At 63.4% G+C, this 25,915-nt stretch carries 26 protein-coding genes, 1 tRNA gene and 1 riboswitch; of the genes, 12 read left to right on the top strand and 15 right to left on the bottom strand.

Going from position 1 to position 25,915, the window contains the following annotated elements:
- Positions 1-25: 25 nt before the first annotated feature.
- From M4J40_RS19310 to menC, 4 genes are all read right to left on the bottom strand, one after another.
- The gene (locus tag M4J40_RS19310) at positions 26-1,456 is read right to left on the bottom strand and encodes a mannose-1-phosphate guanylyltransferase/mannose-6-phosphate isomerase (RefSeq protein WP_251756033.1); all 1,431 of its coding nucleotides are present in this window, start codon (positions 1,454-1,456) and stop codon (positions 26-28) included.
- 9 nt (positions 1,457-1,465) lie between these two features.
- Entirely contained in the window at positions 1,466-2,872 is a 1,407-nt protein-coding gene (locus tag M4J40_RS19305) for a phosphomannomutase (RefSeq protein WP_251756032.1), read from the bottom strand.
- Positions 2,873-2,999: 127 nt separating this feature from the next.
- Entirely contained in the window at positions 3,000-3,749 is a 750-nt protein-coding gene (locus M4J40_RS19300) for a GNAT family N-acetyltransferase (RefSeq protein ID WP_251756031.1), read from the bottom strand.
- Complete coding sequence (gene menC / locus M4J40_RS19295; protein ID WP_251756030.1) at positions 3,746-4,864, bottom strand: o-succinylbenzoate synthase; 1,119 nt, start codon at positions 4,862-4,864, stop codon at positions 3,746-3,748. The genes M4J40_RS19300 and menC overlap by 4 nt, the downstream gene beginning before the upstream one ends.
- Before the next feature lie 114 nt (positions 4,865-4,978).
- On the opposite strand from menC, the gene M4J40_RS19290 reads away from it, so the two are divergent.
- Complete coding sequence (locus tag M4J40_RS19290) at positions 4,979-5,944, top strand: MurR/RpiR family transcriptional regulator (RefSeq protein ID WP_251756029.1); 966 nt, start codon at positions 4,979-4,981, stop codon at positions 5,942-5,944.
- Between the two features lie 27 nt (positions 5,945-5,971).
- Here M4J40_RS19290 and M4J40_RS19285 read toward each other — a convergent pair whose 3' ends face one another.
- From M4J40_RS19285 to M4J40_RS19275, 3 genes are read right to left on the bottom strand one after another with little or no spacing between them, the layout of a single operon-like run.
- The gene (locus M4J40_RS19285; protein WP_251756028.1) at positions 5,972-6,598 is read right to left on the bottom strand and encodes an anaerobic ribonucleoside-triphosphate reductase activating protein; all 627 of its coding nucleotides are present in this window, start codon (positions 6,596-6,598) and stop codon (positions 5,972-5,974) included.
- The gene (gene nrdD / locus M4J40_RS19280) at positions 6,585-6,782 is read right to left on the bottom strand and encodes an anaerobic ribonucleoside-triphosphate reductase (RefSeq protein ID WP_251756027.1); all 198 of its coding nucleotides are present in this window, start codon (positions 6,780-6,782) and stop codon (positions 6,585-6,587) included. The genes M4J40_RS19285 and nrdD overlap by 14 nt, the downstream gene beginning before the upstream one ends.
- 20 nt (positions 6,783-6,802) lie before the next feature.
- Positions 6,803-8,821, bottom strand: a complete 2,019-nt coding sequence (locus M4J40_RS19275) for a ribonucleoside triphosphate reductase (protein ID WP_251756026.1) — start codon at positions 8,819-8,821, stop codon at positions 6,803-6,805.
- Between the two features lie 112 nt (positions 8,822-8,933).
- Positions 8,934-9,132, bottom strand: a riboswitch (cobalamin riboswitch).
- Positions 9,133-9,417: 285 nt separating this feature from the next.
- Here M4J40_RS19275 and dps point away from each other — a divergent pair.
- Positions 9,418-9,891: a DNA starvation/stationary phase protection protein Dps gene (dps, locus tag M4J40_RS19270; protein WP_251756025.1), complete on the top strand. Its 474-nt coding sequence runs from the start codon at positions 9,418-9,420 to the stop codon at positions 9,889-9,891.
- A gap of 228 nt (positions 9,892-10,119) precedes the next feature.
- On the opposite strand, the gene M4J40_RS19265 is transcribed toward dps, so the two are convergent.
- Positions 10,120-10,263, bottom strand: a complete 144-nt coding sequence (locus tag M4J40_RS19265) for a hypothetical protein (protein WP_251756024.1) — start codon at positions 10,261-10,263, stop codon at positions 10,120-10,122.
- A 155-nt stretch (positions 10,264-10,418) separates the two neighbouring features.
- On the bottom strand, positions 10,419-11,189 hold the full coding sequence (locus M4J40_RS19260) for a 2-keto-4-pentenoate hydratase (protein ID WP_251756023.1): 771 nt from the start codon (positions 11,187-11,189) through the stop codon (positions 10,419-10,421).
- Between the two features lie 463 nt (positions 11,190-11,652).
- On the opposite strand from M4J40_RS19260, the gene M4J40_RS19255 reads away from it, so the two are divergent.
- The 5 genes from M4J40_RS19255 (at position 11,653) to M4J40_RS19235 (ending at position 17,419) form a co-directional block, all read left to right on the top strand.
- Entirely contained in the window at positions 11,653-12,396 is a 744-nt protein-coding gene (locus M4J40_RS19255; RefSeq protein ID WP_405030772.1) for a potassium channel family protein, read from the top strand.
- 141 nt (positions 12,397-12,537) lie between these two features.
- Entirely contained in the window at positions 12,538-14,076 is a 1,539-nt protein-coding gene (locus M4J40_RS19250; protein ID WP_251756021.1) for a YjjI family glycine radical enzyme, read from the top strand.
- The gene (locus M4J40_RS19245; protein WP_251756020.1) at positions 14,069-14,938 is read left to right on the top strand and encodes a YjjW family glycine radical enzyme activase; all 870 of its coding nucleotides are present in this window, start codon (positions 14,069-14,071) and stop codon (positions 14,936-14,938) included. The genes M4J40_RS19250 and M4J40_RS19245 overlap by 8 nt, the downstream gene beginning before the upstream one ends.
- 145 nt (positions 14,939-15,083) lie before the next feature.
- A complete protein-coding gene (locus M4J40_RS19240; RefSeq protein ID WP_251756019.1) occupies positions 15,084-16,601 on the top strand; it encodes a class I adenylate-forming enzyme family protein in 1,518 nt (505 codons plus the stop codon).
- A complete protein-coding gene (locus tag M4J40_RS19235; RefSeq protein WP_251756018.1) occupies positions 16,598-17,419 on the top strand; it encodes a creatininase family protein in 822 nt (273 codons plus the stop codon). Before M4J40_RS19240 ends, M4J40_RS19235 begins: the two co-directional genes overlap by 4 nt.
- Positions 17,420-17,423: 4 nt before the next feature.
- Here the strand turns inward: M4J40_RS19235 and M4J40_RS19230 are convergent, their stop codons facing one another.
- The 4 genes from M4J40_RS19230 to M4J40_RS19215 all read right to left on the bottom strand — a co-directional run bounded on the left by M4J40_RS19230 (position 17,424) and on the right by M4J40_RS19215 (position 21,340).
- Positions 17,424-18,212, bottom strand: coding sequence for an ABC transporter permease (locus M4J40_RS19230; RefSeq protein WP_251756017.1), 789 nt, complete (start codon positions 18,210-18,212; stop codon positions 17,424-17,426).
- Positions 18,209-19,069: an ABC transporter permease gene (locus M4J40_RS19225; protein WP_251756016.1), complete on the bottom strand. Its 861-nt coding sequence runs from the start codon at positions 19,067-19,069 to the stop codon at positions 18,209-18,211. The genes M4J40_RS19230 and M4J40_RS19225 overlap by 4 nt, the downstream gene beginning before the upstream one ends.
- A complete protein-coding gene (locus M4J40_RS19220) occupies positions 19,066-20,142 on the bottom strand; it encodes an ABC transporter ATP-binding protein (RefSeq protein ID WP_251756015.1) in 1,077 nt (358 codons plus the stop codon). Before M4J40_RS19220 ends, M4J40_RS19225 begins: the two co-directional genes overlap by 4 nt.
- 115 nt (positions 20,143-20,257) lie before the next feature.
- On the bottom strand, positions 20,258-21,340 hold the full coding sequence (locus M4J40_RS19215) for a PotD/PotF family extracellular solute-binding protein (protein ID WP_251756014.1): 1,083 nt from the start codon (positions 21,338-21,340) through the stop codon (positions 20,258-20,260).
- A 192-nt stretch (positions 21,341-21,532) separates the two neighbouring features.
- On the opposite strand from M4J40_RS19215, the gene M4J40_RS19210 reads away from it, so the two are divergent.
- Positions 21,533-22,021 (top strand): nucleoside deaminase, encoded by a 489-nt coding sequence (locus M4J40_RS19210; RefSeq protein ID WP_251756013.1) that lies wholly within the window; start codon positions 21,533-21,535, stop codon positions 22,019-22,021.
- 7 nt (positions 22,022-22,028) lie between these two features.
- On the opposite strand, the gene M4J40_RS19205 is transcribed toward M4J40_RS19210, so the two are convergent.
- The gene (locus M4J40_RS19205; RefSeq protein WP_251756012.1) at positions 22,029-23,000 is read right to left on the bottom strand and encodes a LysR family transcriptional regulator; all 972 of its coding nucleotides are present in this window, start codon (positions 22,998-23,000) and stop codon (positions 22,029-22,031) included.
- 118 nt (positions 23,001-23,118) lie between these two features.
- A tRNA-Ser gene (locus tag M4J40_RS19200) sits at positions 23,119-23,208 on the bottom strand.
- Between the two features lie 314 nt (positions 23,209-23,522).
- Here M4J40_RS19200 and rplU point away from each other — a divergent pair.
- From rplU to M4J40_RS19180, 4 genes are all read left to right on the top strand, one after another.
- Positions 23,523-23,837 carry a 50S ribosomal protein L21 gene (gene rplU / locus M4J40_RS19195; protein WP_251756011.1) on the top strand — a complete coding sequence of 105 codons (315 nt, stop codon included), beginning with the start codon at positions 23,523-23,525 and terminating at the stop codon, positions 23,835-23,837.
- Positions 23,838-23,949: 112 nt separating this feature from the next.
- Positions 23,950-24,219, top strand: a complete 270-nt coding sequence (rpmA, locus tag M4J40_RS19190; protein ID WP_251729490.1) for a 50S ribosomal protein L27 — start codon at positions 23,950-23,952, stop codon at positions 24,217-24,219.
- 129 nt (positions 24,220-24,348) lie between these two features.
- A complete protein-coding gene (locus tag M4J40_RS19185) occupies positions 24,349-25,047 on the top strand; it encodes a GNAT family N-acetyltransferase (RefSeq protein WP_251756010.1) in 699 nt (232 codons plus the stop codon).
- 151 nt (positions 25,048-25,198) lie between these two features.
- Positions 25,199-25,801 (top strand): GNAT family N-acetyltransferase, encoded by a 603-nt coding sequence (locus M4J40_RS19180; RefSeq protein WP_251756009.1) that lies wholly within the window; start codon positions 25,199-25,201, stop codon positions 25,799-25,801.
- The last annotated feature ends 114 nt before the right edge of the window (positions 25,802-25,915 follow it).

Below are 25,915 nucleotides of genomic sequence, written 5' to 3'. Positions count from 1 at the left end.
CACACCTGATCGCCAATCGGCTTTTTCAGTCTCTTCGATAGATGTCCTCAAGGCGCTCGATATCGTCCTCACCGAGATAGGCGCCGGACTGCACTTCGATCAGCTCCAGCGGGATCTTGCCCCGGTTGGAGAGGCGGTGCTTGGCACCGAGCGGCACGTAGGCCGACTGGTTGATGGTGAGAAGGCGGGGCTCTTCGCCTTCGATCTCGATGGTCGCCGTGCCGTTGACCACCACCCAATGCTCGGCCCGGTGCTGATGCCGCTGCAACGACAACACGCCACCTGGATCGACCACAATGTGCTTCACCGCAAAACGCGCGCCCCCAACCAGCGCTTCGATATAGCCCCAGGGACGATAGTCGCGACGATGCAGCGTCGCCTCGTTGCGACCGCCGTCCTTCAGCGCGTCGACCAGTCCCTTGACCGCCTGCGCCTGCTCGCGCGGCGCCACCATCACCGCGTCGGGCGTTGCCACAACGAGAAGCCCTTCCGCACCCACGACCGTCGTCAGGATGCCTTGGCTGTGAACCAGGCAATCACGCGAGGCGAGGATCACGCCGTCCCCATGGATGGCGTTACCCTCCCCGTCGTGTTCGCTCACCTGCCAGATGGCGTCCCAGGCACCAACATCCGACCAGCGGAAGCGGCCCTTGACCACGGCGATCTCGGTCGTCTTCTCGATCACCGCGTAGTCGATCGACGTCTTGCGCGCCGCCGAGAAGGCCTCGGGATCAAGGCGCACGAAGCCGATATCCTCCGAAGCCTTGTCGACGGCTTCAGAAGCGACGGCACCGATGTCCGGCGCATACTTGGCGAACTCGGCCAGCATCTTGCTCGCCTTGAACAGGAAGTTGCCGGAGTTCCAGAGGTAGCCCTGTCGGAGATAATCGAGCGCCGTCTCGGCATTCGGCTTTTCGACGAAAGCATCGACGAGACAAAGGTCGTCGTTGTCATCCAGCGCCGCGCCGGGGCGGATGTAGCCATAGGCGGTCTTCGGTTCGGTCGGAACGAGGCCGAACACCACGATCTTGCCGGCCTCCGCCGCCGTAAGGCCAAGCCGCACGGCATCGCGAAACACATCGTCGTCGAGCACCACATGATCGGCGGCGAGCGCCAGCACCGCACTGCCCGGGCGCGTCTTCTCGACGTAGGCGGCAGCCGCTGCGACGGCGGCCGCACTGTCGCGGCGGGCCGGCTCCAACACCACCGTTGCTTTGATTCCGACGTCGGCGGCCTGTCGACGGGCAAAGAAACGGAAGGCGTCCGAGGTGATCACGACGGGATCATCGAACAGCTCAGGGGCGGCAACACGCCTCAGCGTTTCCTGATAGGTCGAGAGGTCGCCGGTCAGGGGCTGGAACTGCTTCGGGAAAGCATCGCGCGATGCCGGCCACAAGCGGGTACCGGAACCACCAGCCAGAATGACGGGAACGATCTTCGGGGATCCTTGCGACATCATGGCCTCTCAGGCTGCGAAATGGCGGTTGAGGGCGGCCAGCATGTCGCCAAGCAGGGCATCCGTCGCTTCGGCGCCGTCAGTCTCGACATAGCAGCGAAGCTCCGGCGCATTTCCGGACTGCCGGAAATGGACGATATCCCCGTTCTGAAGGACAAAGCGGAGACCATCGGTGTGGTCCACCGCCACCGGCGCCGCGAGACGCGGATCAAGCGCAACACGCGCCTCACGCGAGGCGTCGAGGGCGGAAATAAGCTTCGCCCCTTCGGCCGGTGCGATCTTCTTGAGTCGGTCGGCTTTCATGACGCGCGGCGGCAAGTCGGCCACCAGTGCTGACAAGGGCCTCTTCGCGTCGGCAGCGGCGACAAGCGCGGCGACCATCGGCAGAATGGCATCGCGTGTCGGCAGCCGCGAAAGCGAACAGCCGGACAACGCAATATCGCTTTCCGTCAGGAAACCGCCATTGGCTTCGAAGCCGACCACCGGAGCGGCCGTCGCCGCGGCCATGCCGGCCACCACATAGGGCGAGCCGATGCGGGTGCGAACCACCGCCTCGAACCAGCCGGTCATCTCGATGGCCGATGTCGAGGAAATCGGCGTCACCACCGTCTTCGCACCGAGCCGACGGGCGGTGAGGATACCGAGTACGTCGCCATTCACCTGCCTCCCGGCCTCGTCGATGACGAGCGGCCGGTCGCCGTCGCCATCGGTGGACACAACCGCATCGAGCCGATGGGTGGAGATCTGATCCTTGGCTCGGGTCAGATCTGCCGGATCCAATGCTTCGGTATCGACGGCGATGAAGCGGTCGGAACGACGATAGGAGAAGACCTCGGCGCCGAGGCCCTCGATGATACGGGCCGTCAGATCGCGACCGACCGCGGAATGGAGATCGAGCCCGATGCGCAGCCCCTTCAGCGGCCGGCCGGCGAAGGCGTCGGTGTACCGGGCGACATAGGCCTCTGCGATAGCCGGATCGACCGGCGGCAGAGCGCCCGCATCCTCGGAAAGTCCGTCGCCAAGAAGAACTTCCGCCCGGTTGCGCACCGGTGCCTCGTCCTCTTTCAGGAACTCACCATCAGGGCGATAGAACTTGATGCCGTTATAGTCTTCGGGAATGTGGCTGCCGGTGACCATCACCGCCGGCGCCTGGCGAGCAAGCGCGTAAGCGGCCAATGCCGGCGTCGGTACGTTGCCTGCATAGACCGGGGTCCAGCCGGCGGCGGAAATGGCTGCTGCGGCAAAGGTGGCGATCTCCGGGCTCGAGGCCCTGAGATCGGCGCCGAGATAAACCGTCCGCGATGATACGCCCGAACAAATGACTTCCAAAAAGGCGCGAACATAAGCGGCGGTCGTGGAACCGGTGAAATCAATAGCGGGGCCACGGAGGCCCGACGTTCCAAAACTGACGGACATGGCTTCTCACAATCTGGAGGACGACAATCGAAGGAAGTTGTTGGAATCTATCGAAAGAACAAGAAAACCTCGCACAACAACTATGTAGTCTAGCGGATCGCTGGAGGCAATGCTCGCTCGTTGCCTGTCACTCCGCCCTGTTGGAGGAGGAACGCCCCAGGAGATAGGCCGGTTCCCTCGCATCGACCCCAACGATGACGAGGCCGGCAGAGAAGGCCGCCTCGATCTCGTGCCGCACCCGAAGGCGTTCGGCACTGGCCGCGCCGGAATCAGCCTTGAGCAAGCTGCCAAAATCCGCAGGCAAAGCGATCCGATGAGCGGCGGCGGCCTCGGCAGCGGTCAGCATGGCCGTTCCGGCCCGGCAACGCGCGTAACGCTCGCCATCGAGACGCCAGTCGGCAAGGAGGCGGTCGGAGGCTGTCCCGGCGTTAATCCCCCCCATCTCGCCATAGTAGTCGCGGTGGTAAGTAGCTGCCGTAGCACCCAGACGAGCAATGTTGAGGGCGGCATTTGGAAGCCTGAGCGGATCGTAGGTCCAGCGCACAAGCCGAATGTCACGCTCCAGGCACCATTCGGCTTGGTAGAGCTTCAGTTTCAAGCCAAGCCCCAGACCGCGCGCTTCGGCGCGCACGGCAAGACGATGCGAGTGTTGCACGCCGGGCGTCACCGTCGGAAACGCGAAGACATAGCCGATCAGACGATCCCCAACGAAAGCGCCGGCTGCTAGCCCGCCCTCGGCCTGGATCACCATCATGAGGTCGCCAGGATCGATCTTGTCGTCCGGACCCCAGACATCACGCTGCAAGTCTTCGGCGGCGTGAAACTCCGCCATGCCCTTGAGATCGCGAATGAAAGGCTGCGTGGTCTCGGCGCTCATGCCGAAAAGCTCCGCACCGAACGAGTGGCATCGTCAAGGGCGTCTCGGTCGAGATGAACGCCGATCCCCGCCCCCTCCGGCACCGGCATGCGACCATCCCGGGTCTCGAGTTTTTCGACGATGATGTCGCGATGGAAATACCGGCTCGCCGAGGATGTGTCGCCGGGCTTCCTGAAGTTGGGCAGCGTCGAAAGATGGATGTTGTGCGCGCGGCCGATACCCGATTCCAGCATGCCGCCACACCAGACGGGAACATCGAAGGCGGCGGCGATATCGTGGATACGGATCGCCTCCGCGATGCCGCCGACGCGGCCGACCTTGATGTTGATGACGCGGGTCGCATCGGCCTGGAGAGCCCGGCGGGCGTGGCCGACACTCCGGATGCTCTCGTCAAGGCAGATGGGGGTCCTGAGCCGGCTTTGCAGCGTTGCGTGATCGGCGATGTCGTCGTGGGCGAGCGGTTGTTCGATATATTCGAGCTGGAAATCGTCAAGGCGGCCGAGAACGGCCCAATCGGAAAGACGATAGGCACTGTTGGCGTCAACCGACAGCCGGATGCTCGGAAAGGCCCGCCGCACGGCCTCCAGGAGTTCGATGTCGTGGCCCGGCATAATCTTCAGCTTGATCCGCTTGTAGCCCTGCGCCACATGGCTTTCGACGCGCGACAGAGTGCCGTCGATCGGGCCGATGCCGAGTGATACTCCCACGTCGATCGCATCGCCCGAACCGCCAATCAGCGTCTTGAGCGGAAGGTCGAGCCATTTGGCCCACAGGTCCCAGAAAGCCATCTCGACGGTGGCGAGCGCCATGCGGTTGCCGCGCCAGGGAGACAGCAATCTCTCCACAGCCGCAGGATTGTCGAAGGATCGCCCCATCATCGACGGAAGCACGGTTTCGCCGAGAAGATCCACGGCGCCGACAATCGTCTCCTCGAGAAAATCCGGAAGGGGATCCATCACGCCTTCGGCGTAACCCTCAAGCCCGGCGGCGGACAGCGTTACCAGCGGAAAGACGCGCTCGGTCATGGTACCGGTCGAGATGGTGAAGGGATTGATCAGCGGCAACCGGACGAGTCTCAGCTCGGCACGCTCGATCGGCGGGAGGGAACGGGTCATGGCGGGACCTCCAAAAATGCTTGGGGACCCTAGGCTGCTGCAAGTTTCTTTGCAAGATTGACAGTTCGCAATTTCCCTGTCAGCGTCATCAGTATTGGAGAAAGGGAGTTGGGCGTGAAGGAGCGACGCGGCGCAAAGGAACCGACGGAACTGGGTGCCGACTTGCGCCGCCGCATCGAAGAGAGCCTTGCCGCCGCCACGCGGACAGAAGCGGCCATCGCCGGCTTCTTCCTGAGCGACCTTGCCAGCCTGCCTTTCGAAACCGCCGGCTCGGTCGCTCGCCGGATTGGCGTTTCCGAGGCCTCGGTCGGTCGTTACTGTCGCGCCATCGGCTTTCGCCATTTCAAGGATCTCAAGGCTTCGCTCCGCGGCGATCTCGGCGACCGGGCCTTCCTGATCGGCGAACGGTTACGCGATTTCGCCGAACGCAGCCGGACTGGAGAGAGCCGCGCACTGGAAAAGGAAATCGCGGCGATCGTCGCCAATCACGAGCTGGCGGCGACCCCCGCTTTCCGGGCGGTGGCAGCGCGGCTTGCTCACGCCGAGCAGGTGTTCGTCGCCGGCTTTCAGACCGAACGCGGTCATGCCGCCTATCTCGCCCATGGCCTCTCCTATCTCAGGCCGGGGGTGCATCTTATGGACGCCGCCGACGGCACCTTCGCAGACCTCCTGCTCGACGCTCCCTCGGAAGCGGCTTTGGTCATCATCGATGGCCGCCGCTACTCCCGCCTCGCCCGCCATCTCGGCATCACCGCCCGAGCAGCCGGAACCCACGTGACGCTGATCACCGATCCCTACTGCACCTGGGGCCGTGAGGCTGCTGACGAAGCATTCGTCGTTCGCACCGACTTCGATCAGTTCTGGGACGCGACGTCGGCCATGGCGAGCTTGATCGGCCTGATGGTCAATGCGGTGTTCGCCGAGCTCGGCCCCGAGGTGGAAGCGCGCCTCAGCGCGGTGTCCGCCCTTTATGGTGACTTCATAGGGCATACCGCAGCCGGCGGACACGGTGCGGACCGATTGGCACGGCGCCCGACGGCGAACCGCCCTCGCCGCAAGGCAGACATCAATCGCAAGTAGGCCGCCTTCCGAGAGACGATCAGCACGTCAGCCGGCAAGCAGCTCCTCATCGCGGCACCCTTCGGCCCGAAACGGCTGTCGCCGGGACGGACCGAGACCGAGGGAAGCAAGCTCGCCGTCGAGACGAGCGAGATCACCCTCCCCCAGCAACGATGCGTGTACCGTCGTGCGGATGTCGGCGGCAACACCGCTCTCCACCAGCGCAACGAGGCTTGCCTTCGCTCGCTCGCCGCTCTCCGGCACGCCAGTGATCCTGCCATAGTCGGAGAATGGCCCCTTGACGTCGAAGCCCACCCAATCGACGAGCGGCAGCAGCCGGACGAGCCGTTCCGGGTAGGGGCCGGCGGTGTGCAGGCCGACTCGAAACCCCAGTGCCCTCACGGCAGCGGCGGCCTCAGGCAGAGCCTTCTGCAGGGTCGGTTCGCCGCCCGAGAACACCACGCCGTCGAGAAGGCCGCGCCGCTTGTCGAGCAATGCCAAAATCGCCCCGAAGTCCGGCCCGGCACCAGGGCCGGGCGGGATCAGGTCGCTATTATGGCAATAGCGGCAGGCGAAGGGGCACCCTTGGCAAAACACCGTGGCAACCAGCTCGCCCGGCCAATCGCAGGTGGAAAGCGGAGAAAAGCCGCCCACCGCGAGATCAGCGATCGACATGGTTCAGGCTTTTGGCCTCCGTGAAGGACGCGCGTTCGGAGAACTCGGATCTCTTGCCCTTGTTGAAGGACGAGACGGGGCGATGATAGCCCATGACCCGCGTCCAGATTTCGCAGGGCTGGCGCTCGTCATCCGACAAGTGGATGGAGGCGGCGGTATCGACGGTGGAAAGCGGCTTGTTCATGTCGGGTCTCCTCGCTGAAGTCACTCGGCGGCGGCACGTTTTTCGGCCAGCCGCTCGGCATCGCAGACCGGGCAGAACTCATGCTCGCCGGCGATGTAGCCATGCTTTGGGCAGATCGAGAAAGTCGGCGTCACCGTGATGTAGGGCAAACGGAAGTTTTCGAGCGATCGCCGGACCAGTTTCTTGCAAGCCTCGGCCGAGGAAATGCGCTCCCCCATGTAGAGATGGAGCACCGTGCCGCCGGTGTAGCGGCTCTGAAGCGGCTCCTGCCGGCGGAGCGCCTCGAAGGCATCGTCGGTAAAGCCCACGGGAAGCTGGCTGGAGTTGGTGTAATAGGGCGCATCCGGCGTTCCGGCCTGAAGAATGCCGGGAAAGCGCTTGCTGTCCTCTCGTGCGAAGCGATAGGTCGTCCCTTCGGCCGGCGTCGCCTCGAGATTGTAGAGGTGTCCCGTCTCTTCCTGGAAAAGGACCATCTGTGCCCGCACATGGTCGAGCAGACGGATGGCAAAGGACTCGCCCCACTCCGTCGTGATGTCCTCCGCGTCGCCGGTGAAGTTGCGGATCATCTCGTTGACGCCGTTGATGCCGAGCGTCGAGAAATGATTGCGCAGAGTGCCGAGGTAGCGCCTGGTGTAGGGGAAGAGCCCATCGTCCATCAGTCGCTCGATCGTCTTGCGCTTGATCTCGAGGCTGGTGCGCCCAATGGCCAGGAGTTCGTCGAGCCGACCGAACAATCCGGCCTCGTCACCCTTGTGAAGATAGCCGAGCCGGGCGCAGTTCACCGTGACCACACCGACCGACCCGGTCTGCTCGGCCGAGCCGAACAGGCCGTTACCCCGCTTCAGCAGCTCCCTGAGATCGAGCTGCAACCGACAGCACATGGAGCGCACCATGTTCGGCGTCAGTTCGGAGTTGAGGAAGTTCTGGAAGTAGGGCAGCCCGTATTTGGCCGTCATCTCGAAGAGACGCGCCGCATTCTCGCTGTCCCACGGAAAGTCCCTGGTGATGTTGTAGGTGGGGATCGGGAAGGTAAACACCCTGCCCTTGGCATCTCCCGCCGTCATCACCTCCATGTAGGCGCGATTGATGACGTCCATCTCCGCCTGGAGATCGCCGTAGCGAAAGCCCATCTCCACGCCGCCGACGACCGGCGCCTGATCCTTCAGGTCATCAGGGCACACCCAGTCGAAGGTGAGGTTGGTGAAGGGCGTTTGCGTACCCCAGCGTGAGGGGACGTTGAGGTTGTAGATCAGTTCCTGGATCGATTGCCGGACGTCCTCGTAGGAAAGCCGATCCTTGCGGACGAAGGGAGCCATGTAGGTATCGAAGGATGAGAACGCCTGGGCGCCGGCCCATTCGTTTTGCAGCGTGCCGAGGAAATTGACGATCTGGCCGACGGCGCTTGAAAGATGCTTCGGCGGCCCCGCTTCCACCTTGCCCGGTACGCCATTGAGGCCCTCGGTCAACAGAGTTCGGAGGGACCAACCGGCGCAGTAACCCGACAGCATGTCGAGGTCGTGGATGTGGATGTCGCCAGCGCGATGCGCCTGTCCCACCTCTGGTGGATAGACGTGGCTCAGCCAGTAGTTGGCCGTTACCTTGCCAGAAACGTTGAGAATGAGGCCGCCGAGCGAATAGCCCTGGTTGGCGTTGGCATTGACCCGCCAGTCGGCCCGTTCGAGGTACTCGTCTATCGACGCGACGACATCGACGACGGTGTCGGCATCGCGCCGCAGGCGCGCCCTCTGCTCCCGATAAACGATATAGGCGCGCGCCGTGGCGAAATGGTTCGCGGAAATCAACGCCTGCTCGACGACGTCCTGAATCTCCTCGATCGACGGAATGCGACCGACAAAGCGATGGGCGAGCACCTTGACGGTCTGCAACGCCAGAAGCTCGGCCTCGCCACTGGAAAACTCGCCGGAGGCGGCGCCGGCGCGTTCCATGGCGGAGCGGATCTTGCCGGCATCGAACGGAACCAGTGCCCCCGAACGCTTGAGGACGTGTTGAGGCGGTTTGGCTGGACTGATTTCCGACATCGCTCTTCTGCACCCGGTATGGGGCAGGGAACGAAAGGGAACGCTGTCGACATGGGCGAAGCGTGCTCCGGCCATGCATCGACGACGATCCACCGGTGCACCCCGCCCGAGGAAACTTCTCATAGGCCGGGGCAGGTCTCCTGGCTCGCGGGTCTCGGCGGCCGATCCGTCTTCCCAGTGCATCGCACCAGTGACATTCCTGGATCGTCCACTTCCCGCCTACAGTTGCGGGGGCAGCGCCGGCATTGCACCGGCTTCCCTCTTAGCTCCAGATATTGTGCATCCGGAGAACCTCAGCTCAATTGCTGGTATCCACCGGGAAGTGAGTCGGGTCAATCCGACAGAGGCGGCCATCGTATTTTTCCTGAGGAAGGTTCGCCCTGCCCTGTGGATCGCTTTCCCTTGCCCCACGCAAAACTCTCAACTTCTTCCGTAAAAACACGGAAAGAGGAACCCTCCGGGCCCGTGTGAGTTTTGCAACCATAACCACATCCGAGCATCTCGCCCGACGAGATCAGCGGCCGACGACAGAGGCCGGTCCACGACAAGGCAACGCGCTTTGTCGGCTTGGAAAGCCACGAGCGAAGGAGAGTGAAATGAAGACCCACAATACGCTGAAATCGAACGCCAAGAAGGTCTCGATCGAGGTTCTCGGTGCGCTGCTTGCCGACGGCATCGATTTGGCTCTGCTGACCAAGCAGGCGCACTGGAACCTGAAGGGCCCGCGCTTCATCGCCATTCACGAGATGCTCGACGGGTTCCGGACCGAAGTCGACGGTCACGTCGATACGGTGGCCGAGCGTATCGTTCAGCTGGGTGGGATTGCCAATGGCACGCTGCAAGGCGTCGCGACGGCGAGTCGTCTTCCCGCCTATCCTGCGGACATCACGGCCGAGGATGAGCACCTCAAGGCTCTGACCGAACGCTACGCCAAGGCAGCGACAGGCGCGCGAGATGGAATTGACCAGACCGACGAAGCAGGAGATGCCGACACGGCCGATATCCTGACCGCCTACTCGCGCGCGCTCGACAAGGCGGTGTGGTTCCTCGAGTCGCATCTGCAGAACTGACCGCAGGGACCCGGAAGCGGCTCACGCCCCCTAAAACCGGCCTCGTTCAACCGGATCGGTTTTAGGCACCGGTTTGTCGGTCCTCACGACATTCCGCTCGCAGCACGCCCCGGCAGGGGACGCCGCCGTCTCCGACCGAGCCCCTTCAAAAGCCCAAAAGGCAAAGCGCCCGAAATCCTCGCGGATCGGGCGCTCGACAAGAGCAGTCGAAAGCAAAAGGCTTGTCGGTCAGAGGCCAGAGACCCGGTTGCCACCGGCACGGACATACTGACGCTCACGGAACTCGGAACCGAAACCGCGCACATAAGTGGTGTCCCGCTCGACGGCGCGAGACTCGCGGAACGTCCTGTTGAGGGGAGCCTGGGCGAACATCTCGGTTTTCCTTTCGTTATGCCGAACACCTCGTTCGACGCCCCTCATATAGGCGTTCGCCCACATATACGAAAGTCGAATTCACTGAATGCCGCCCAAAGAAAATCTAAAGGCGGCATTAGCTTATCCTTTACCATTCCCGAACGTCCCGGGACTCACCCTCTCAACACGAACCGAATGGGCTCGAAGCCCTCGATCGTCGCCACCGCCGTCTCGCCCGGCGCGATGATGTGGCCGCCACCAAAGGCACCGGTTGTCACCACGTCACCCGCTCGAAGCGGATGCCCGGACGCCGCCAGCATGTTGGCAAGCCACGTCAGGGGATGCGACGGAACGCCGGAGGGATGGCCACCCCGTTGATCGACGACAACGCGCCCCCCGACTTCCAGTCGCACGGCCACGTCGGCATGGACGAGGCGCTGCCAGTCCGCGACGGGCGAGCTGCGCACGAGGCCCCAGTTGCCCATGAAGTCGGCGCGCGCCAGAAGCGGCGACGGACGCGGATCGTCCGCGAGGCGACTTTCAAGAATCTCGAAAGCGGCGAAAGCTCCGGCAACCGCCTCGGTCACCTCTTCGGCCGTGTAGGCCGCCCCGCCCGGCTTGCCGGGCAGGGCGCGTCCGAACACAAAGGCGATCTCGGCTTCCACCTTGAGCGAGGATATCGAATAGGCCACCTCGGCGGGAGCCTCGAAGACACGATCGGCAAGGATAGCGCCCCAACTGCCGGGAGCATCGCCGGCCTGAAGCACCTTGTAGCCGCCGATCGCACCAAGCTTCTCGACGACCGCGAGCTGCGCCGCATCGGCTGCAGCGGCGTCCGTCGGTTCGAGTCCTCCGACCGCCTCCGCGGTGAGCTTGCTTCCTTCGCGGCGTGCTGCGATCAACAGCTCGGCAAGACTGGTGGCGGCCTCATTTGTCTCTGACACTTGAAAAACTCCCAGTTTGGGCCGACCGGCCAGTTTTCCATGGCAGGCGTCCATGGCAGGCGGCTGTGCTCATATGCCGCGCTAGGCTGTCGTCCCTACGCTTGTCAACTCATCCGCTGGTCGCTCGCCCCGAAAATGAACCGATCCGTGTCATGAATGGCCGGCGATGACCTTCGGCGAAGCGTGAACGCGACCCATATTGCAGCGATCGTTGTTCGCATGATTGCAGGCTGCCGTCCGGCGTGCTGAAATTCGCTTCGACGATCCCCGCCACTCTTTGCCTCGCGAAGGCGCCATGGGAAGGATCTGATCCATCGTGACGACCGAGCCTCCGGACACACCACCCGGCACCTCCGAGACCTATTCCAGCGACGATCCCACCGTCGCGTCGCTCCTAGACTATCAACACGATTACGACGAAGAGCCAGAGGGGGCACCGGATCGCGCGGCCTGGCGTCAGCGTCTGCGGCAGCTTTACGTTGGAACGGACCCGGTCGCGGCCCGCTTCCAGTGGGCGGTCGCGACTGTCGATCTCGTCATCATCGGCTTCTTTATCCTCAGCCCCGTCTTGCAAGACCTGGGCGCCTTCCTCTGGTTCGATTACGCCGTCGCACTCCTGCTTGTCGCCGACCTGACGGCTCGGGCGGCGGCGGCCATCAGTATCCGACAGTGGCTGCGACGCCCGGCGGTCTGGGTGGACTTCGTCGTACTCGCAACGCTGCTGGCGCCCCTCTGGCTCGCCAATCTCGGTTTCCTGCGCATTTTGCGTCTGTGGACTCTATCCCAGAAGGGGCTCTTCTGGCGCTCTCTTGGCCGGCATGGCTATCGGGAGTGGGAAGACGTTGGCCGGGCCGCGATCAACCTCGTAACCTGCCTCTTCGTCATCACCGGCTTCGTCTACACCGCCTTTGCGAGACCGGGCTCGGGTATGGAAGGTTGGGTCGATGCCCTCTATTTCACGGTGGCGACCGTGACCACCACAGGCTTCGGAGACATCACCCTCCCCGGCACAGCCGGAAAACTGACCTCCATCGTCACCATGATCGTCGGCATTTCGCTGTTCGTGCGCCTCGCGCAAGCTTTGTTCCGGCCCTACAAGGTCACCTTCCGCTGCCCGAAATGCGCCCTCATGCGGCACGAGCCCGACGCCGTCCACTGCAAGGCCTGCGGCCATCTTCTGGCGATCCCGGACGAAGGCGGCGGGTGAGTTGCCGAGTGGCACGCATGGAGAGGTGATCGGTAACCCTCCGGCTGGACAAGCCTTCGTTTATCTCGCTTGATGCGCCAGATCATGGTCTCCGCTCCTTGAGCGGCGTATCATGCTCGCGCCCGACAACGAGGAACCGCCATGACCGAAACGCTGAGCCAGCTGCGCCGGATCGCGCAGAACCCGACCCTGAGCTTCAAGCAAAAGGAACATGCGCTGGCGGTCGAGGCCGAGAACATGCTGCCTTACGTGCTGCTCGACGCCGAGACGCGCGCCGCTCTCGACGCGCGCATCATCTGCGACATGTACGAGGGCAACGCACCCTACAAGCCGCGTTATGTGCTGCCAGACTATGAAGTGGTGCTGAAGAACGGTTCCGCGCATTTGGAGCTGCCCAAGCCCGAAACTCTCGACGAAGCGATCAACACGCTGCAGATTGCCTATCACCACGTCCCCTCGGTCACCGGCATGCCGGTGTTCATCGGCCACATCGACGCACTGCTGCTGCCCTTCTGCGACGGCGTTTCGGATGACGAGCTCTATCGCAAGATCAAGCTCTTCTGGCGCTATATCGACCGCGTCTTGCCGGACGCCTTCCTGCATGCCGACATCGGCCCCACCGACAACCGCGTCGCTCGGGCAGTCCTCAAAGCAGACGCCGAGCTGAAGCAGGTGGCCCCCAACCTGACTTTCCTCTACGATCCAGAAGTGAGCGGCGACGCCATCCTGCGGCTCTGCACCGACAACATCATCGCCTGTTCCAAGCCGCACATCGCCAACCACCCGATCCACCGGGAAGTGTTCGACGAGCCGGGATATGCCATCGTCAGCTGCTACAATGCCCTACCGCTTCGCGGTGGCGCCGCATCGCTCGCGCGCGTCAATCTCAAAAAGGTGGCCGAGGCAAGCTCTGGCGAAGCCGATTTCCTCGACGTCCAGCTGCCGCGCTACGTCAACCTCAACGCCCGCCTGATGCGTGCCCGCGTCGATTATCTGTTCCGGCAGTCGGGCTTTTTCGACGGCAACTTCCTCATTGAGGAAGGCTGGATCGACAAGGACCGCTTTACGGCTATGTTCGGCATCTTCGCCATGGCGGAGGCCGTCAACCATTTGCAGGATCTCGCCGGTCGCCCTGGCCGATACGGACACGATGCCACCGCCAACGAACTTGGCCACCGCATTTCGGCGCGGCTCGCCGAACTGGTCGATCGAGAGCCGATGGAGCACGTCTGGCGCGGTGTCGCCATGCTGCACGCCCAGGCCGGCCTGTCCAGCGATGCCGGCACCACACCCGGCGTTCGCATTCCTTACGGAAGCGAGCCGGATCCGGTGAGCCACGTGCAGGCTCTCCTGCCGCACCACCAGTATTATCTCTCGGGCGTCTCGGAAATCCTCACTCTCGACGAGACGGTGCGGTCCAACCCGGAAGCCGTGTTCCAGCTCGCCAAGGGCGCCTTGCAGCTCGGGTTCCGCGAGTTCACAGCCAACGTCACCGGCAACGACCTGGTTCGCGTCACCGGCTTCATGATTCGCCTGTCCGACGTCAAACTCTACAATGCGGCCAGGGGATCGCGCGTCAACACCACGGCGCTCGGCGCCGAAGCGGCCGAGACCGTGCACATTCTCGACCGCAAGCCACGCGTCGTCGGACTTGAGCTGATGGCAGGTTCGGGTGTCTGACGGCGTCGCCGCCGTCAGCAAGTTCCTGACCTGGTCGGTCGTCGACGGGCCGGGAAACCGCTTCGTGCTGTTCCTGCAGGGCTGCAACTACCGCTGCGTCACCTGCCACAACCCGCACACCATCGGCGTCTGCAGCGACTGCGGCGCCTGTGTTTCCGTTTGCCCGTCCGGCGCCCTGAAGAAGTCCGGCAGCAAGGTCGTCCACGATCCAGGCCCTTGCATTTCCTGCGACAGCTGCCTTTCCGCCTGCCCTACCCGCGCCAACCCCATGGTGCGGCGGATGACGGTGGCAGACGTGCTTGTTCTTCTTCGCCGCAATGCACCTTTTCTCAACGGCCTCACCGTATCCGGCGGAGAGGCGACGGTGCATCTCGATTTCCTGATCGATCTGTTCACGGCCATCCGGGCAGCGCCGGACCTGGCCCATCTGACGCTGTTCATCGACAGCAACGGCAATCTGCCCAGCGAGGGCTGGCAAAGGGTTTTGCCGGTTACCGATGGCGTGATGCTCGACATCAAAGCCTTCGATCCCGAGCGCCACCGCCGGCTTACCGGCGCCGACAACGACTTGTCGCTCGCCTCGGCTAGGCTTCTTGCCGAGGCAGGCAAACTCTGCGAACTGCGCTTCCTTCTGATTCCCGGCGAGACCGACCGCCCCGAAGAGATCGCGGCGCTTTCCAACCTGGTGCATGAACTCGGCCCGGACACGCACCTCCGCCTCAACGCCTTCCAGCACCATGGTGTGCGTGGGCCGGCAGCGACCTGGGCTCCCATGTCGCGTGCCGCCGTTGAGGCCACGGCGGAGGTGCTCAGAGCCAATGGCATTGCCGAGGTCGTCTTGCCATCGGTCTGGCTACCGTAGGGCGCTAAGGTCTGCGGTGGCTACTTGCACGACGTCAATTGGCGGCACGCAATGAACTCTATGTCGGGCGTCGAATTTCCTTCGCCCACCGGCTTGCCCATGGTCGACGCATGTTTTGCTGTTCGCCCAGGGAGCCCGCCAGACCATGCTCATGCACCATCTGCTCTACCGCATTGCCGAGCGTAAGCCAGACACCGTTGCGCTCCGTTGGGTCGATCGAAATCTGGCACTCACCGCCGCTGAGGCCGTGGACGGAATGGAGAGGATGGCCGGGGCTCTCGCTCACCTCGGCATCCTACCGGGCGATCGCGTCCTGATCTTCGCCCACAACGGCATGGATTATCTCCTCGCCATGCTGGGGACGTGGCGGCTCGGGGCCATATCGGCACTGGTGAATGTCAAATACGCCGATGATCTCGCCTATTACGTCGATGACCATCGCCCCAAGGCGATCATCTACACGCACGACATGGAGAAGCCGGTGAAGGCCGCCTCGGCTGCGGTGGGATGCGTTTCTCATCTCATCTGCATGGACGGTCCTCAGGACGGCGCCCACGCCTTGCCCGAACTCATGGCGGCCCGGCTCACCCCACCGAACGATCCCGAGGACGCCTCGGCAATCGCCCACCTGTCCTATACTTCCGGCACGACGGGCAAACCGAAGGGCGCCTGTCTCGCCCATGAGCCGACGGTGACCGCTGCCCGCTGCATCGGAGAGCGATTGCGCATCCGCGCCACAGACAGCTCCTTCGGGCCGACAGCGCTGTCGAGTTCCTATCAGCTCGTTGCCAACCTGCTGCCACCAATGGCCGTCGGCGCCACCGTCAACGTCATGGGCAAATGGACCCAGACAAGCGGCTGGGAAGCCCTCGAGAGGACCGGCGCCACCGTCTTTGTCGGCAACCCGGTGGTGCTGACCGAGCTTCTCGAGGAGTCGCAGGCACGCGGCCGGCTGCCATCGCCGCTGCGGTTTGGCCTCTCGGGCGGTGGGCCGGTGCCACCGACCCTGCGCAAGGCATTCCGCGACACCCTGAAACTGCCCCTGGTGGAGAGCTTCGGACAAAGCGAAATCGGGGGCTTCTTTGCGCTCGGCTTTCCCGAACTCGAACCGGATGACACCAAGCTGATGCGCATCGGCCCGGGCACTCCCGACAAGGAAGTGGCCATCCTCACCACCTCTGGCTCGCGCGCGCCGATCGGTACCGTTGGCGAGATATGCCTGAGAGGCGGCTTCATGGCCGGCTATTGGGGGCGGCCTGAAAAGACGGCGGAAACGACGCGGGGCGGCTGGCTTCATTCGGGCGATCTCGGCAGCATCGATGCCGATGGCTACGTGACCATGCGCGGTCGCCTCGCCGAACTTGTCACAGTGGATGGCATCGACTGGTTCCCGCGTGATGTCGAAGAAGCGCTGTCCACCCAGCCTGGCGTCCTGCTGGCAGCTTTGGTCGGCGTTCCCAGCCCGACGGGAGGAGCCTCACCCATCGCCTTCGTCACCGAGCGCCCCGGCCAGACGGTCGACCCCGACACCCTCAAGGCAGCGATTGCACCTCTCCTTCCCTACGACCTGACGCCGCTCGTCATCCGCAAGGCGGCAAGCCTGCCCATGACGCCGACCGGCAAGATCGCCAAGGCGACGCTCGCCGCCGAAGCCGCGAAATGAGTAGCGCCATGCCCTCCTTCTCCTGGTGGAACCTATCAACCGCCGACTTCGCCAATCGTGATCTCTCGAAAACAGTTGTCGTGCTGCCTGTCGGCGCCATCGAGCAGCACGGGCCGCATCTGCCCGTCCGCGTCGATGCCGCGATCAATGCGGGTGTGCTTGCCGACGCACTAGGCAAGCTCGGTGCCAACGCCGACGTGCTGGTGCTTCCACCGCTGCCCTACGGCAAATCCGACGAACACCTGGCCTTTCCTGGCACCATCGCCGTGTCGGGCGAAACGCTGGCGCGCATCTGGTTCGAGATCGCCGAGAGCGTTCATCGGGCCGGTGTCCGCAAGCTGGTTTTCTTCAATGCCCATGGCGGTCAGATCGCGCTGATCGACATCGTCTGCCGCGACATCCGGGTGAAACTCGGAATGCTGGCAGTCGCCTGCTCATGGTTCCGCATCACCGCGATCGATGACATCATTCCTGCCGCCGAATCGGCCCACGGCATCCATGGGGGCGACCTCGAGACCAGCGCCATGCTGCATCTGCATGGCGATCTCGTCTCCATGGACAAGGCGGAAGACTTCGTGCCGCTGACCGTCGAGATCGAGGCGTCCGGCAGTCTGCTGACCGCCGAGGGCGCCGTCGGGTTTGGCTGGCAGGCGCAGGATCTCCACCCCAAGGGCGTTGCCGGTAACGCCAGAGCCGCGACAGCGGAAAAGGGACGGATCATCGTCGACCGCGCCGGCTCCGCCTTCGTCTCGCTTCTTGCCGATGTCGCGGCGTTCGATCTCGACCGTCTGACGGCGAGAACCGCCTTTACCCGCTGAAAGATCAGGCCGCCGCCGCCAACCTGCGCAGCCGTCGGCGGCGGTAGACTTCGCTGAGGCCGACCAGCAGCGCGGTTACCACCAGAACAACCACCTGCATGGCGTTGAGGTCGGGGCGCAGTTCTCGCCGAAACTCCGAAGCGACCATCAGCGACAGCGGTTGCGTCCGGCCGGCGAGGAACATGGCGATGGTCAGATCGGCCAGCGACAGGATGACTCCAACCGAATAGGCCCCCGACAGTGCCGGCCTGATTTGCGGCAGCAGCACACGCAGGAAAGCCTGCCAGGGGGAGGCCCCAAGATCGCGCGCCGCCTCGATCAACCGTCGATCGAATCGCACCATCACTGCCGATATGAGTGCCGTGGCAAACGGCAGCGCCACCAGCGACTGCGCCAGGATCAACGCCGTGGCCCCGCGCTCGAAGCCGATGCGGCTCATGATCATCGCCTGGGCAATAGACAGGACGCTCTTCGGCACCAGGAACGGGGTCAGCAAGAGAACGGCGAACAGACCGCGCCAACGGAACCCTGGCGCCGTCAGGGCAAGGGAAGCCATCAGCCCGAACAGCATGGCGAGAATTCCGACCGGCTGGGCGATCAGGAAAGAGGTGACGAACCCGCTGAGGAAGTTGTCGCTCTGCGCCAGCTCCCGGTACCAATCGAGCGTGAAGCCGGACAGCGGGAACGCCATCAATGCTGAATCGTTGAAGGAAAACATCGCCAGCACGACGAGCGGCAGATAAAGAAATCCAGCCGCGACGATCAGTACCGAGAAGCCGATCCGGCCCATCATGTCCTCCCGATCATGGCGCGCGCGCCCTTGAGACGCAGCAGCAACCCGGCCATGGCCGACGCAACGAGAAAAAGCGTTGCGAGCAACGCCAGGGCCAGCGCCGAGGCAAGCGGCCAATCAAAGGCCGTTCCAAACAGGTTGTCGATGAGCGCCATGGCGGTGGCGCCAGATGTGCCCCCAAGAAGATTGGGCGTCAGCATTTCTCCAGCCGACAGCGCAAAGACGGTGAGGCTGCCCGCGGCGAGACCCGGCGTGGTCAGCGGAAAGATCACACGGAAGAAGGCGTCGACCGGCCGGGCGCCAAGGTCGCGCGCCGCCTCGATCAATCGCCGGTCGACCATCTCGGCCGACACCCAGATGGCGAGCACCATGAAGGGCAGATTGTTGTAGGTGAGGACGAGACCGATGGTGAACGGCGAGAACAGCAGGAACTTCAGCGGCTCGTCGATCAATCCGAGTCCCAGCAACACCGTGTTGATCAGCCCTTCCCCGCCGAGCACGATCCGCCAAGCGTAAATGCGGACGATCTCACCGGTGTAAAGCGGCGTCAGCAGCACGATGATGGCGATCCCCTTGGCCGACGCGGCAAGTCGCGTCAGCGCCAGCGCCACCGGATAGCCGAGCAAGGCGGTAAACAGCGTGGTTGCGACACCCGACAACACCGCCTTGCCGATCAGGAACCAGTCGGTCGTCGACGTGGCAAGCTCGCCCCACGCCCGGAATGAAAAGGCCGGAACCAGATCGAAGTCTTCCACCTCGTAGAAGCTGAAGGCGACGAGAACGGCCAGCGGCGCTATGCAGCCGGCGATGATCGCCGCCGCCACCGGCAGAGCGAGATGGCGCTGACGGAAGGTCATGCGGCGATTCTCGTGATGAAGCTGTGGTCGGCGTCGAGCCAGAGCGAGACAGGCGCTCCAGCCGCTTGAGGCGCCTCGGCGGCAAATCGCAGGGACACGCCGGCGACTTCCGCCTGGATCATGTTCCGTTCGCCCTGAAAGACGCAGTTGCTGACGGTACCGGTGAAGGTCGCCTTGCCCTCGCCCTGCGTCGCCAGCAGCTCGGGCCGAATGACCAGCATGGCGGCATCGCCGCTGGCGAGACCATCGGCAACCGGCGCCGTGATATCGCCGAGCGAGGTGCCGATTGTGGCCACGTCACTGCGACGCTCTCGGATCCGCCCTTCCACCAGCGTCGAATTTCCGATGAAGTCGGCAACGAAGCTGTCGGCCGGGCGGCTGTAGATCGTCTGGGGATCGGCCTTCTGGGCGATGCGGCCCTTGTTCATCACCACCACGATATCGGACAGCGCGAAGGCTTCCTCCTGGTCGTGCGTCACGTAGACGAAGGCAATGCCGAGACGCCGCTGAAGCGCCTTCAACTCGATCTGGAGGTGGCCGCGCATCTTGCGGTCGAGGGCCGACAACGGCTCGTCCAGCAAGAGAAGGCGTGGCTCGGCGATGATCGAACGCGCCACGGCGACGCGCTGTTGCTGACCGCCGGAAAGCTGGTGCGGATAGCGGTCGCCGAAGTCCGCCATATGAACGGCCTCGAGCGAACGCCGCACGCGCGCCGGAATATCCGGAATGCCGCCCCGAAGGTTCAGCGAGAAAGCGACGTTCTCATTGACGGTGAGGTGAGGGAAAAGAGCATAGGACTGGAAGACGGTATTGACGGGACGCCGTTCGGGCGGCACGTCGGCCAGCGGCGTGTTGTCGAGGCGCATGTCGCCGGCGTCCGGCGTCTCGAATCCGGCGATCATCCTGAGAACGGTCGTTTTGCCGCACCCTGACGGGCCGAGCAATGTCAAGAACGCCCGTTCGGGAACGTCGAGATCGATGCCGTCCACCGCGGTCGAGCGACCGAATGTCTTGACGACGCCCCGCATTGCGAGAAGCAGCGGCGACAAGGCCGGCTCCGTTCGCTTTTCCATCCTGCTTTCCACCAACATCTCGCCTCGATCTCCGAGGTCGGACGATCTCGCCCGACCTCGTTCGACAAGCAAATCCCGCACCGCCCTATCGCTTGCCGAGGGCGCGGGCGATGGATCAGGCCGCCTTGACCTCGTTCCACACCTTCAGCCACTCCGAGTAATTCTCAGGGGCTTCCGGCCACATGAAGTTCTGCATCACCGAGAGATCGTCGATGAAGATGGCTTCCTGCTTTTCGGTGGAGAGCGTGTCGCGGATGATCGACGACGTGGTGGCATAGTTGCCGATTTCGGCGATGGTCGAGGCGTAGTCCGCGCCAAGCAGGTAATCGGCGAACTTGTAGGCAGTCTCGATCTTTTCCTCCGGCAAGCTGGCAGGAATGCCGAAGCAGTCGCACCAACCCATGATACCAGCCTTGGGCTTGGCCATCGCCACCTTCATCTTGTCCTTCAGCGCATCGTAAGGCACGCGCCAGGAGAAAGCGGCGGTCACCTCTCCGGTGGCAAAGAGGTTCGTGAGATCGCCGATGGTTTGCCAGTAGGTCCTGAGCAGCGGCTTCTGGGCGATCAGCGCCTTCTTGACCTCGACGAGTTCGTCGGAGGTCAGCAGGAAAGCGCGATCGCGCGGAATGCCGATGTACAGAGCCGCGATGGCAATCGATTCCAGGGCATAGTCGCGCATGGCGAGCTGCCCCTTGAACTTCGGATCGAACAGCGTCGAATAGGTGGGCTCCTCGGTGTGGATGTCCGACCGATAGACAATGGGGTTGAGGCCCCAGAGATAGGGAATGGCATAGGTCTGGCCGTCTTCGCCCTTGACCTTGTCGGTCGCCTTGAACACGTCGTACATGTGCGCAAGGTTCGGTACCTTTGTGAGGTCGAGCGGCATCAGCTCGCCGGCCTTGATATAGCGTCGGGCCTGGTTCAGCGAGGGATTGACGATGTCCCAATCGGATGCCGAACCGGTCTTCAAGGCCGCGAACTGCGCGTCCTCGCTCGACAGGAACGACAGCTTGACCTTGGTGCCCGTCGCCTTCTCGAAAGCGGCGACATATTCGGGATGACCGTTTGAATCCCAGGTGGCCCAGACGATTTCCGAAACGGCTGCGGAGGCCCGGCTCATTGGGCCCAGAAGCGAAAGCCCGGCCCCGGCGGCGAGACCTCCGAGCATCTGACGACGATTGAGAATAAAGCGCTGCATGTGAAACCCCTCTTCGCTTGCGATCAGGCGGTCCTGTTCCCCTTGTTTTGAGGAAGTTTGCATTGGCTTCAGGGGCAGCGTCCATATGACGGTCACAATAGACACTATAGGCAGCCACCGAGGCGGACCGCCTTTGCCGCAAGAAAATCTCAGCTAAGATGATCGGCGATACCAAGCTCTTTCCGGATCGCCATGCCGCTTCCCGATCTCGACCACGAAACCCATCTCCGGCGCACTTTCGCCATCGCCGCGGCGGCGGCCGACACCGGCAGCCATCCCTTCGGAGCGATCCTCGTCGGCAGTGACGGAACGCTGCTGATGGAGCAGGGCAATGCCTATCTGCCGGATCACGACATGACGGGCCATGCCGAGCGCGTTCTGGCTACGCGTGCTTCTCGCCGTTTCCGACCGGCCGAGCTAGTCGATGCGACGCTCTATTCATCTGCCGAACCATGCGCCATGTGCGCCGGCGCTGCCTATTGGGCAGGCATTGGCCGCATCGTCTATGGACTTTCGGAAAGCAATCTGAGGCAGATCACCGGCAACCACCCTGAGAACCCGACGCTCGACCTGCCCTGTCGGCTTGTGCTGGAAAGCGGTCAGCGAGCCGTCGAAGTAATCGGTCCGATGCTGGAAGACGAGGCTGCGGAGCTGCACCGGGCCTTCTGGGCAAGCCGCTGAAGCCACGTCATTCGGCAGCGACACGCAGTATCTGCGGCACCGAATCGGCCGAATCGCGGAGAGGCGAAACGGAGGCCTTCACCAGATGTCGGAACCAGATATGGGCCGGCGAATGGTGCTTGCAGTCATGCCAGAGCAGATAGAAGTCCATTCGACCGAACTCGACGGGCGCATCGATGACGGCAAAATCGCCTCCTTGCGCCATTTGCTCGGCAAACGGCGCACCTGTCGTGAAAACCAGGTCGGACCCGGCCAGCATGTGCGGAACGATTGCATACTCCGGCACCGAGGCGGCGATATGTCGGCTGAGTCCGAGCTCCATCAGCCGGCCATCGATCGGACTATACTGCTTCATGACGTCAGCCGACGGCGACAGGTGGCGTTCCGCGAGATAAAACTCCATGTCGAGCGAGCCTATGGTGCCAGCCAACCGATGATCGGCGGCGACCACGCACTTGATCGGTGTCGAGAGCAGAGGCGCCAGCCGCAGTTGCTCCGGTGGCCGCGGCCAGTTGCCGACCACGAGATCGAGCGAGCCGTCGGCAAGGTGGCTCATCAGGTCGTCATGTCCCGGCAGCGTCGCAATGTCGATGGACGCCCTCGGCGCCTCCTCGGCAAGCCTGGCAAAGATCCGTGGCAGGAACTCGGCATCCAGACAGTTGGCTGCAGCGATGCGGAACCGCCGTTCGGTCCGATCGGGCTCGAAACTGGGCGGCGGGGCCAGAAGAGCGTCGATATCGGCGAGGAGACGCTGCAACGTTGCCCTGAGCTCCTGACCACGTTCGGTGGGAACGAGAGAACTGCCCGACCGCACCAGGATCGGATCGCCGATCAGTTCGCGGAGCCGCTTCAACGCCAGGCTGACGGTCGGCTGGGTCTGGCCGAGAATCTCCGCGGTGCGCGACACGCTGCACTCGGTGACGAGCAGGAGAAGGGTCCGCATCAGGCGGACATCGAAGGCGCCGTTGACGGGCTCCATGGACGACTCGATCCTCGAAAGAGGGGAACAACAACGTCCGTGACGAAGCACCAAGCATGCCAAGCCGAAAATCAACCGCCGGACGATCCGGCCGGCCTGCAAACGCAATGAGGGAAAATGGCGGAGAGGGAGGGATTTGAACCCCCGATACCCTTGCGAGTATGCCGCATTTCGAGTGCGGTGCAATCGACCACTCTGCCACCTCTCCGCGGTGCTTTTTGGGATGCGATCCCGGTCGAAAGCGGCGCGGACCATAACCGTGGGCAAAGCCGCTGGCAAGAGGGGCCAGAGCCGTCTGGGACGGTTTTTTGACACGAAGCGCGACCGGATCGAAACGGTCCGACCGCAAACGACCGGAACCGCCGCCCTTCGCCGTTGACCGGCGGAGGCTTTCCGTGTAGGGAAAACGCGGCTGAAAGGGAGCCCGGTCGATTGTCCGGGATAGTCTCTTTTTGTCAAATAGTCGCGCGCCCGGAAGGTGCGGCGCGGCCAAGAACCATCTGAAGAAGGACTGGCACGACCATGTTCGCAGTAATCAAGACCGGTGGCAAGCAGTACAAGGTTGCCGTCGACGACGTGTTCAACATCGAAAAGATCGAGCTCGAGGACGGCGCCGCCGTCACCTTCGACGAAGTGCTGGCCGTCGGTTCCGACGCTGGCGTCACCGTTGGTGCCCCCACCGTTGCCGGCGCCACCGTCGTCGCCGAGGTGGTCGAGCAGACTCGCGGCCCCAAGGTGATCTCCTTCAAGAAGCGCCGCCGCCAGAACTCCAAGCGCAAGCGCGGTCACCGGCAGCTTCTGACCACGGTCAAGATCACCGCGATCAACGCCGCCTGACGAAATTTCGTTCCGGCTCACTGCTGCCGGAACCTGACCCGACCACCGTCCATCAAGGTGTCGAGCGCCGAACGGCTCCGCCAGTGGACGATACGACAGACAGGAGACTGAAATGGCTCATAAAAAGGCAGGCGGTTCGTCCCGCAACGGTCGCGATACGGCCGGTCGACGCCTCGGCGTGAAGAAGTTCGGCGGCGAAGCCGTCATTCCCGGCAACATTATCATTCGCCAGCGCGGCACCCAGTGGCACCCGGGCACCAACGTTGGCATGGGCGTCGATCATACGATCTTCGCCCTGACGGAAGGCAACGTATCCTTCGCCACGAAGAGCAACGGCCGAGTTTATGTCTCGGTTGTGCCGACGGCGGTGGCAGCAGAGTAAGCCGGATGGAGCGAAAGCGACCCGCCGGCGTCCCACGGACCCGAGCGGATCGCGCTCCCAGCGCGCGATGTGACAGGGGAAGTGGGGCACCACTTCCCCTGATTTCATTTGGAGCGCTAGGAGAGCCCCATGTCGGAGCTGAGCGAGACTGAAGAACCTGACAGTCCCTGCGGCTGGCCGTTGATGGCAGCGGTGAGGCCAGCCATTGAGACGCGGCGACTCATCCTGAGGTCGCCGAACGACGAAGACGCCGCGGCGATCTCCCGGCTCGCCAACTCGGCCGCCGTTGCCCGGAACCTCGTCGGCATGCCCTACCCCTATCGCATCGAGCACGCACGCGCCTGGCTCGCCGAGCCGGTCGACCCGCGTGGTCAGCGTCACCTCATTTGCCGCAAGGGCTTCGACGCGGCGCCGACTCCCATCGGTGTCCTGACGCTCGACATGCGCGGGCGCGTCGGCCCCGGTTGGATAGGCTGTTGGCTGGGCGAGCGTCACTGGGGACAGGGATATGCGACCGAGGCCTGCCATGCCGCAATCGATTATGCCTTTCTTCACCAAAGGCATGAGAGGTTGTTGTTTGCCTGCCGGGTGACCAACCAGACGGGCAGACGGGTGATCGAGAAGTGCGGTTTCCAGATGGTGGCGCAAGAGCTGGCCTCAGCGGTCGGCAGTGGCATCGCGGTAGCCATCGACCGGTTCCGCATTGACCGGAGCACTTGGGAGAGTATCAGGGCCTGGGAGCCGCTGCGTGTTCACAACCGTGAGGCCGAACAAGCCGAGTGGGAAGAGCAACAGGCCGAGTTTCAGGCCCCAGTGGAGCGAATTTGATCTGACATCGGACGGCCTTTGCGCTACCGATCGACTGAGAAGTTTCTCCATTGGAAATAAAGCGTACTAGTGGTCTGCGTCCTGCGTTCATGCGAAGGCCTGCATCGTCGGCGCAAGTGTCGGGATCGGACCACTAGAGAGTGAGTACGGAATGAAACTGCTTTCCGGTGCCTTAGGCTCTTGGCGACCACGCACGGCTCTCTCTCCGCGCATCGAGACCGGTCGTCTGGTTCTTCGACCGATCGAACCGATCGACGCCGAGGCTGTTGCCACCTATCTCGACGACATAGAGGTCGCACGCTGGCTGGTCCGCGTGCCCCACCCCTTCACCGTTGAGGACGCGACCGCCTTCATCAGCCAGTGTTGCGCCACGTCCAGCCTTGGCACCGCGACGACTCTCGGCATCGTGTTGCGCGGCGACGATCGGGCAATCGTGCGCGGTATCGTGGCCTTGCATAGCCTCGACACGCGACCGGAAGTCGGTTTCTGGCTCGGACGTCCCTTCTGGGGCAACGGGCTGATGAGCGAAGCGGTGGAGGCAACGCTTGCCTGGGCCTATGCCGAGCTCGACGTTGATGCAATCGTCGCAGGCGCCTTCCAGGGCAATGTCGCATCCCTTTCCATCCAGGCCCGTCAGGGCTTCGAGGTTATCGGAATGAGCCGCCGCCCGTCCCTGATCGAGGAACGCCTGCTCGACCATGTCGACACACGGCTTACGCGGGCGCGTCATGCTGCCCGACCGTGGCGACCGTGACCCTTCGCCTCGCCTAAGCCCAAAATTCCGTTCATTTTCGCCGCGCGATGCTCTAAAGGGCAGACAGCGACCCGCGTGAAAATCGTGGGGCGGAGCGGCCAATGCCCTACATCC

This window comes from Pleomorphomonas sp. JP5 (assembly GCF_023721815.1).
Classification (GTDB): domain Bacteria; phylum Pseudomonadota; class Alphaproteobacteria; order Rhizobiales; family Pleomorphomonadaceae; genus Pleomorphomonas.
Note: the sequence above shows the minus strand (reverse complement) of the source record. Positions and strands in the feature narration are given on the sequence as shown.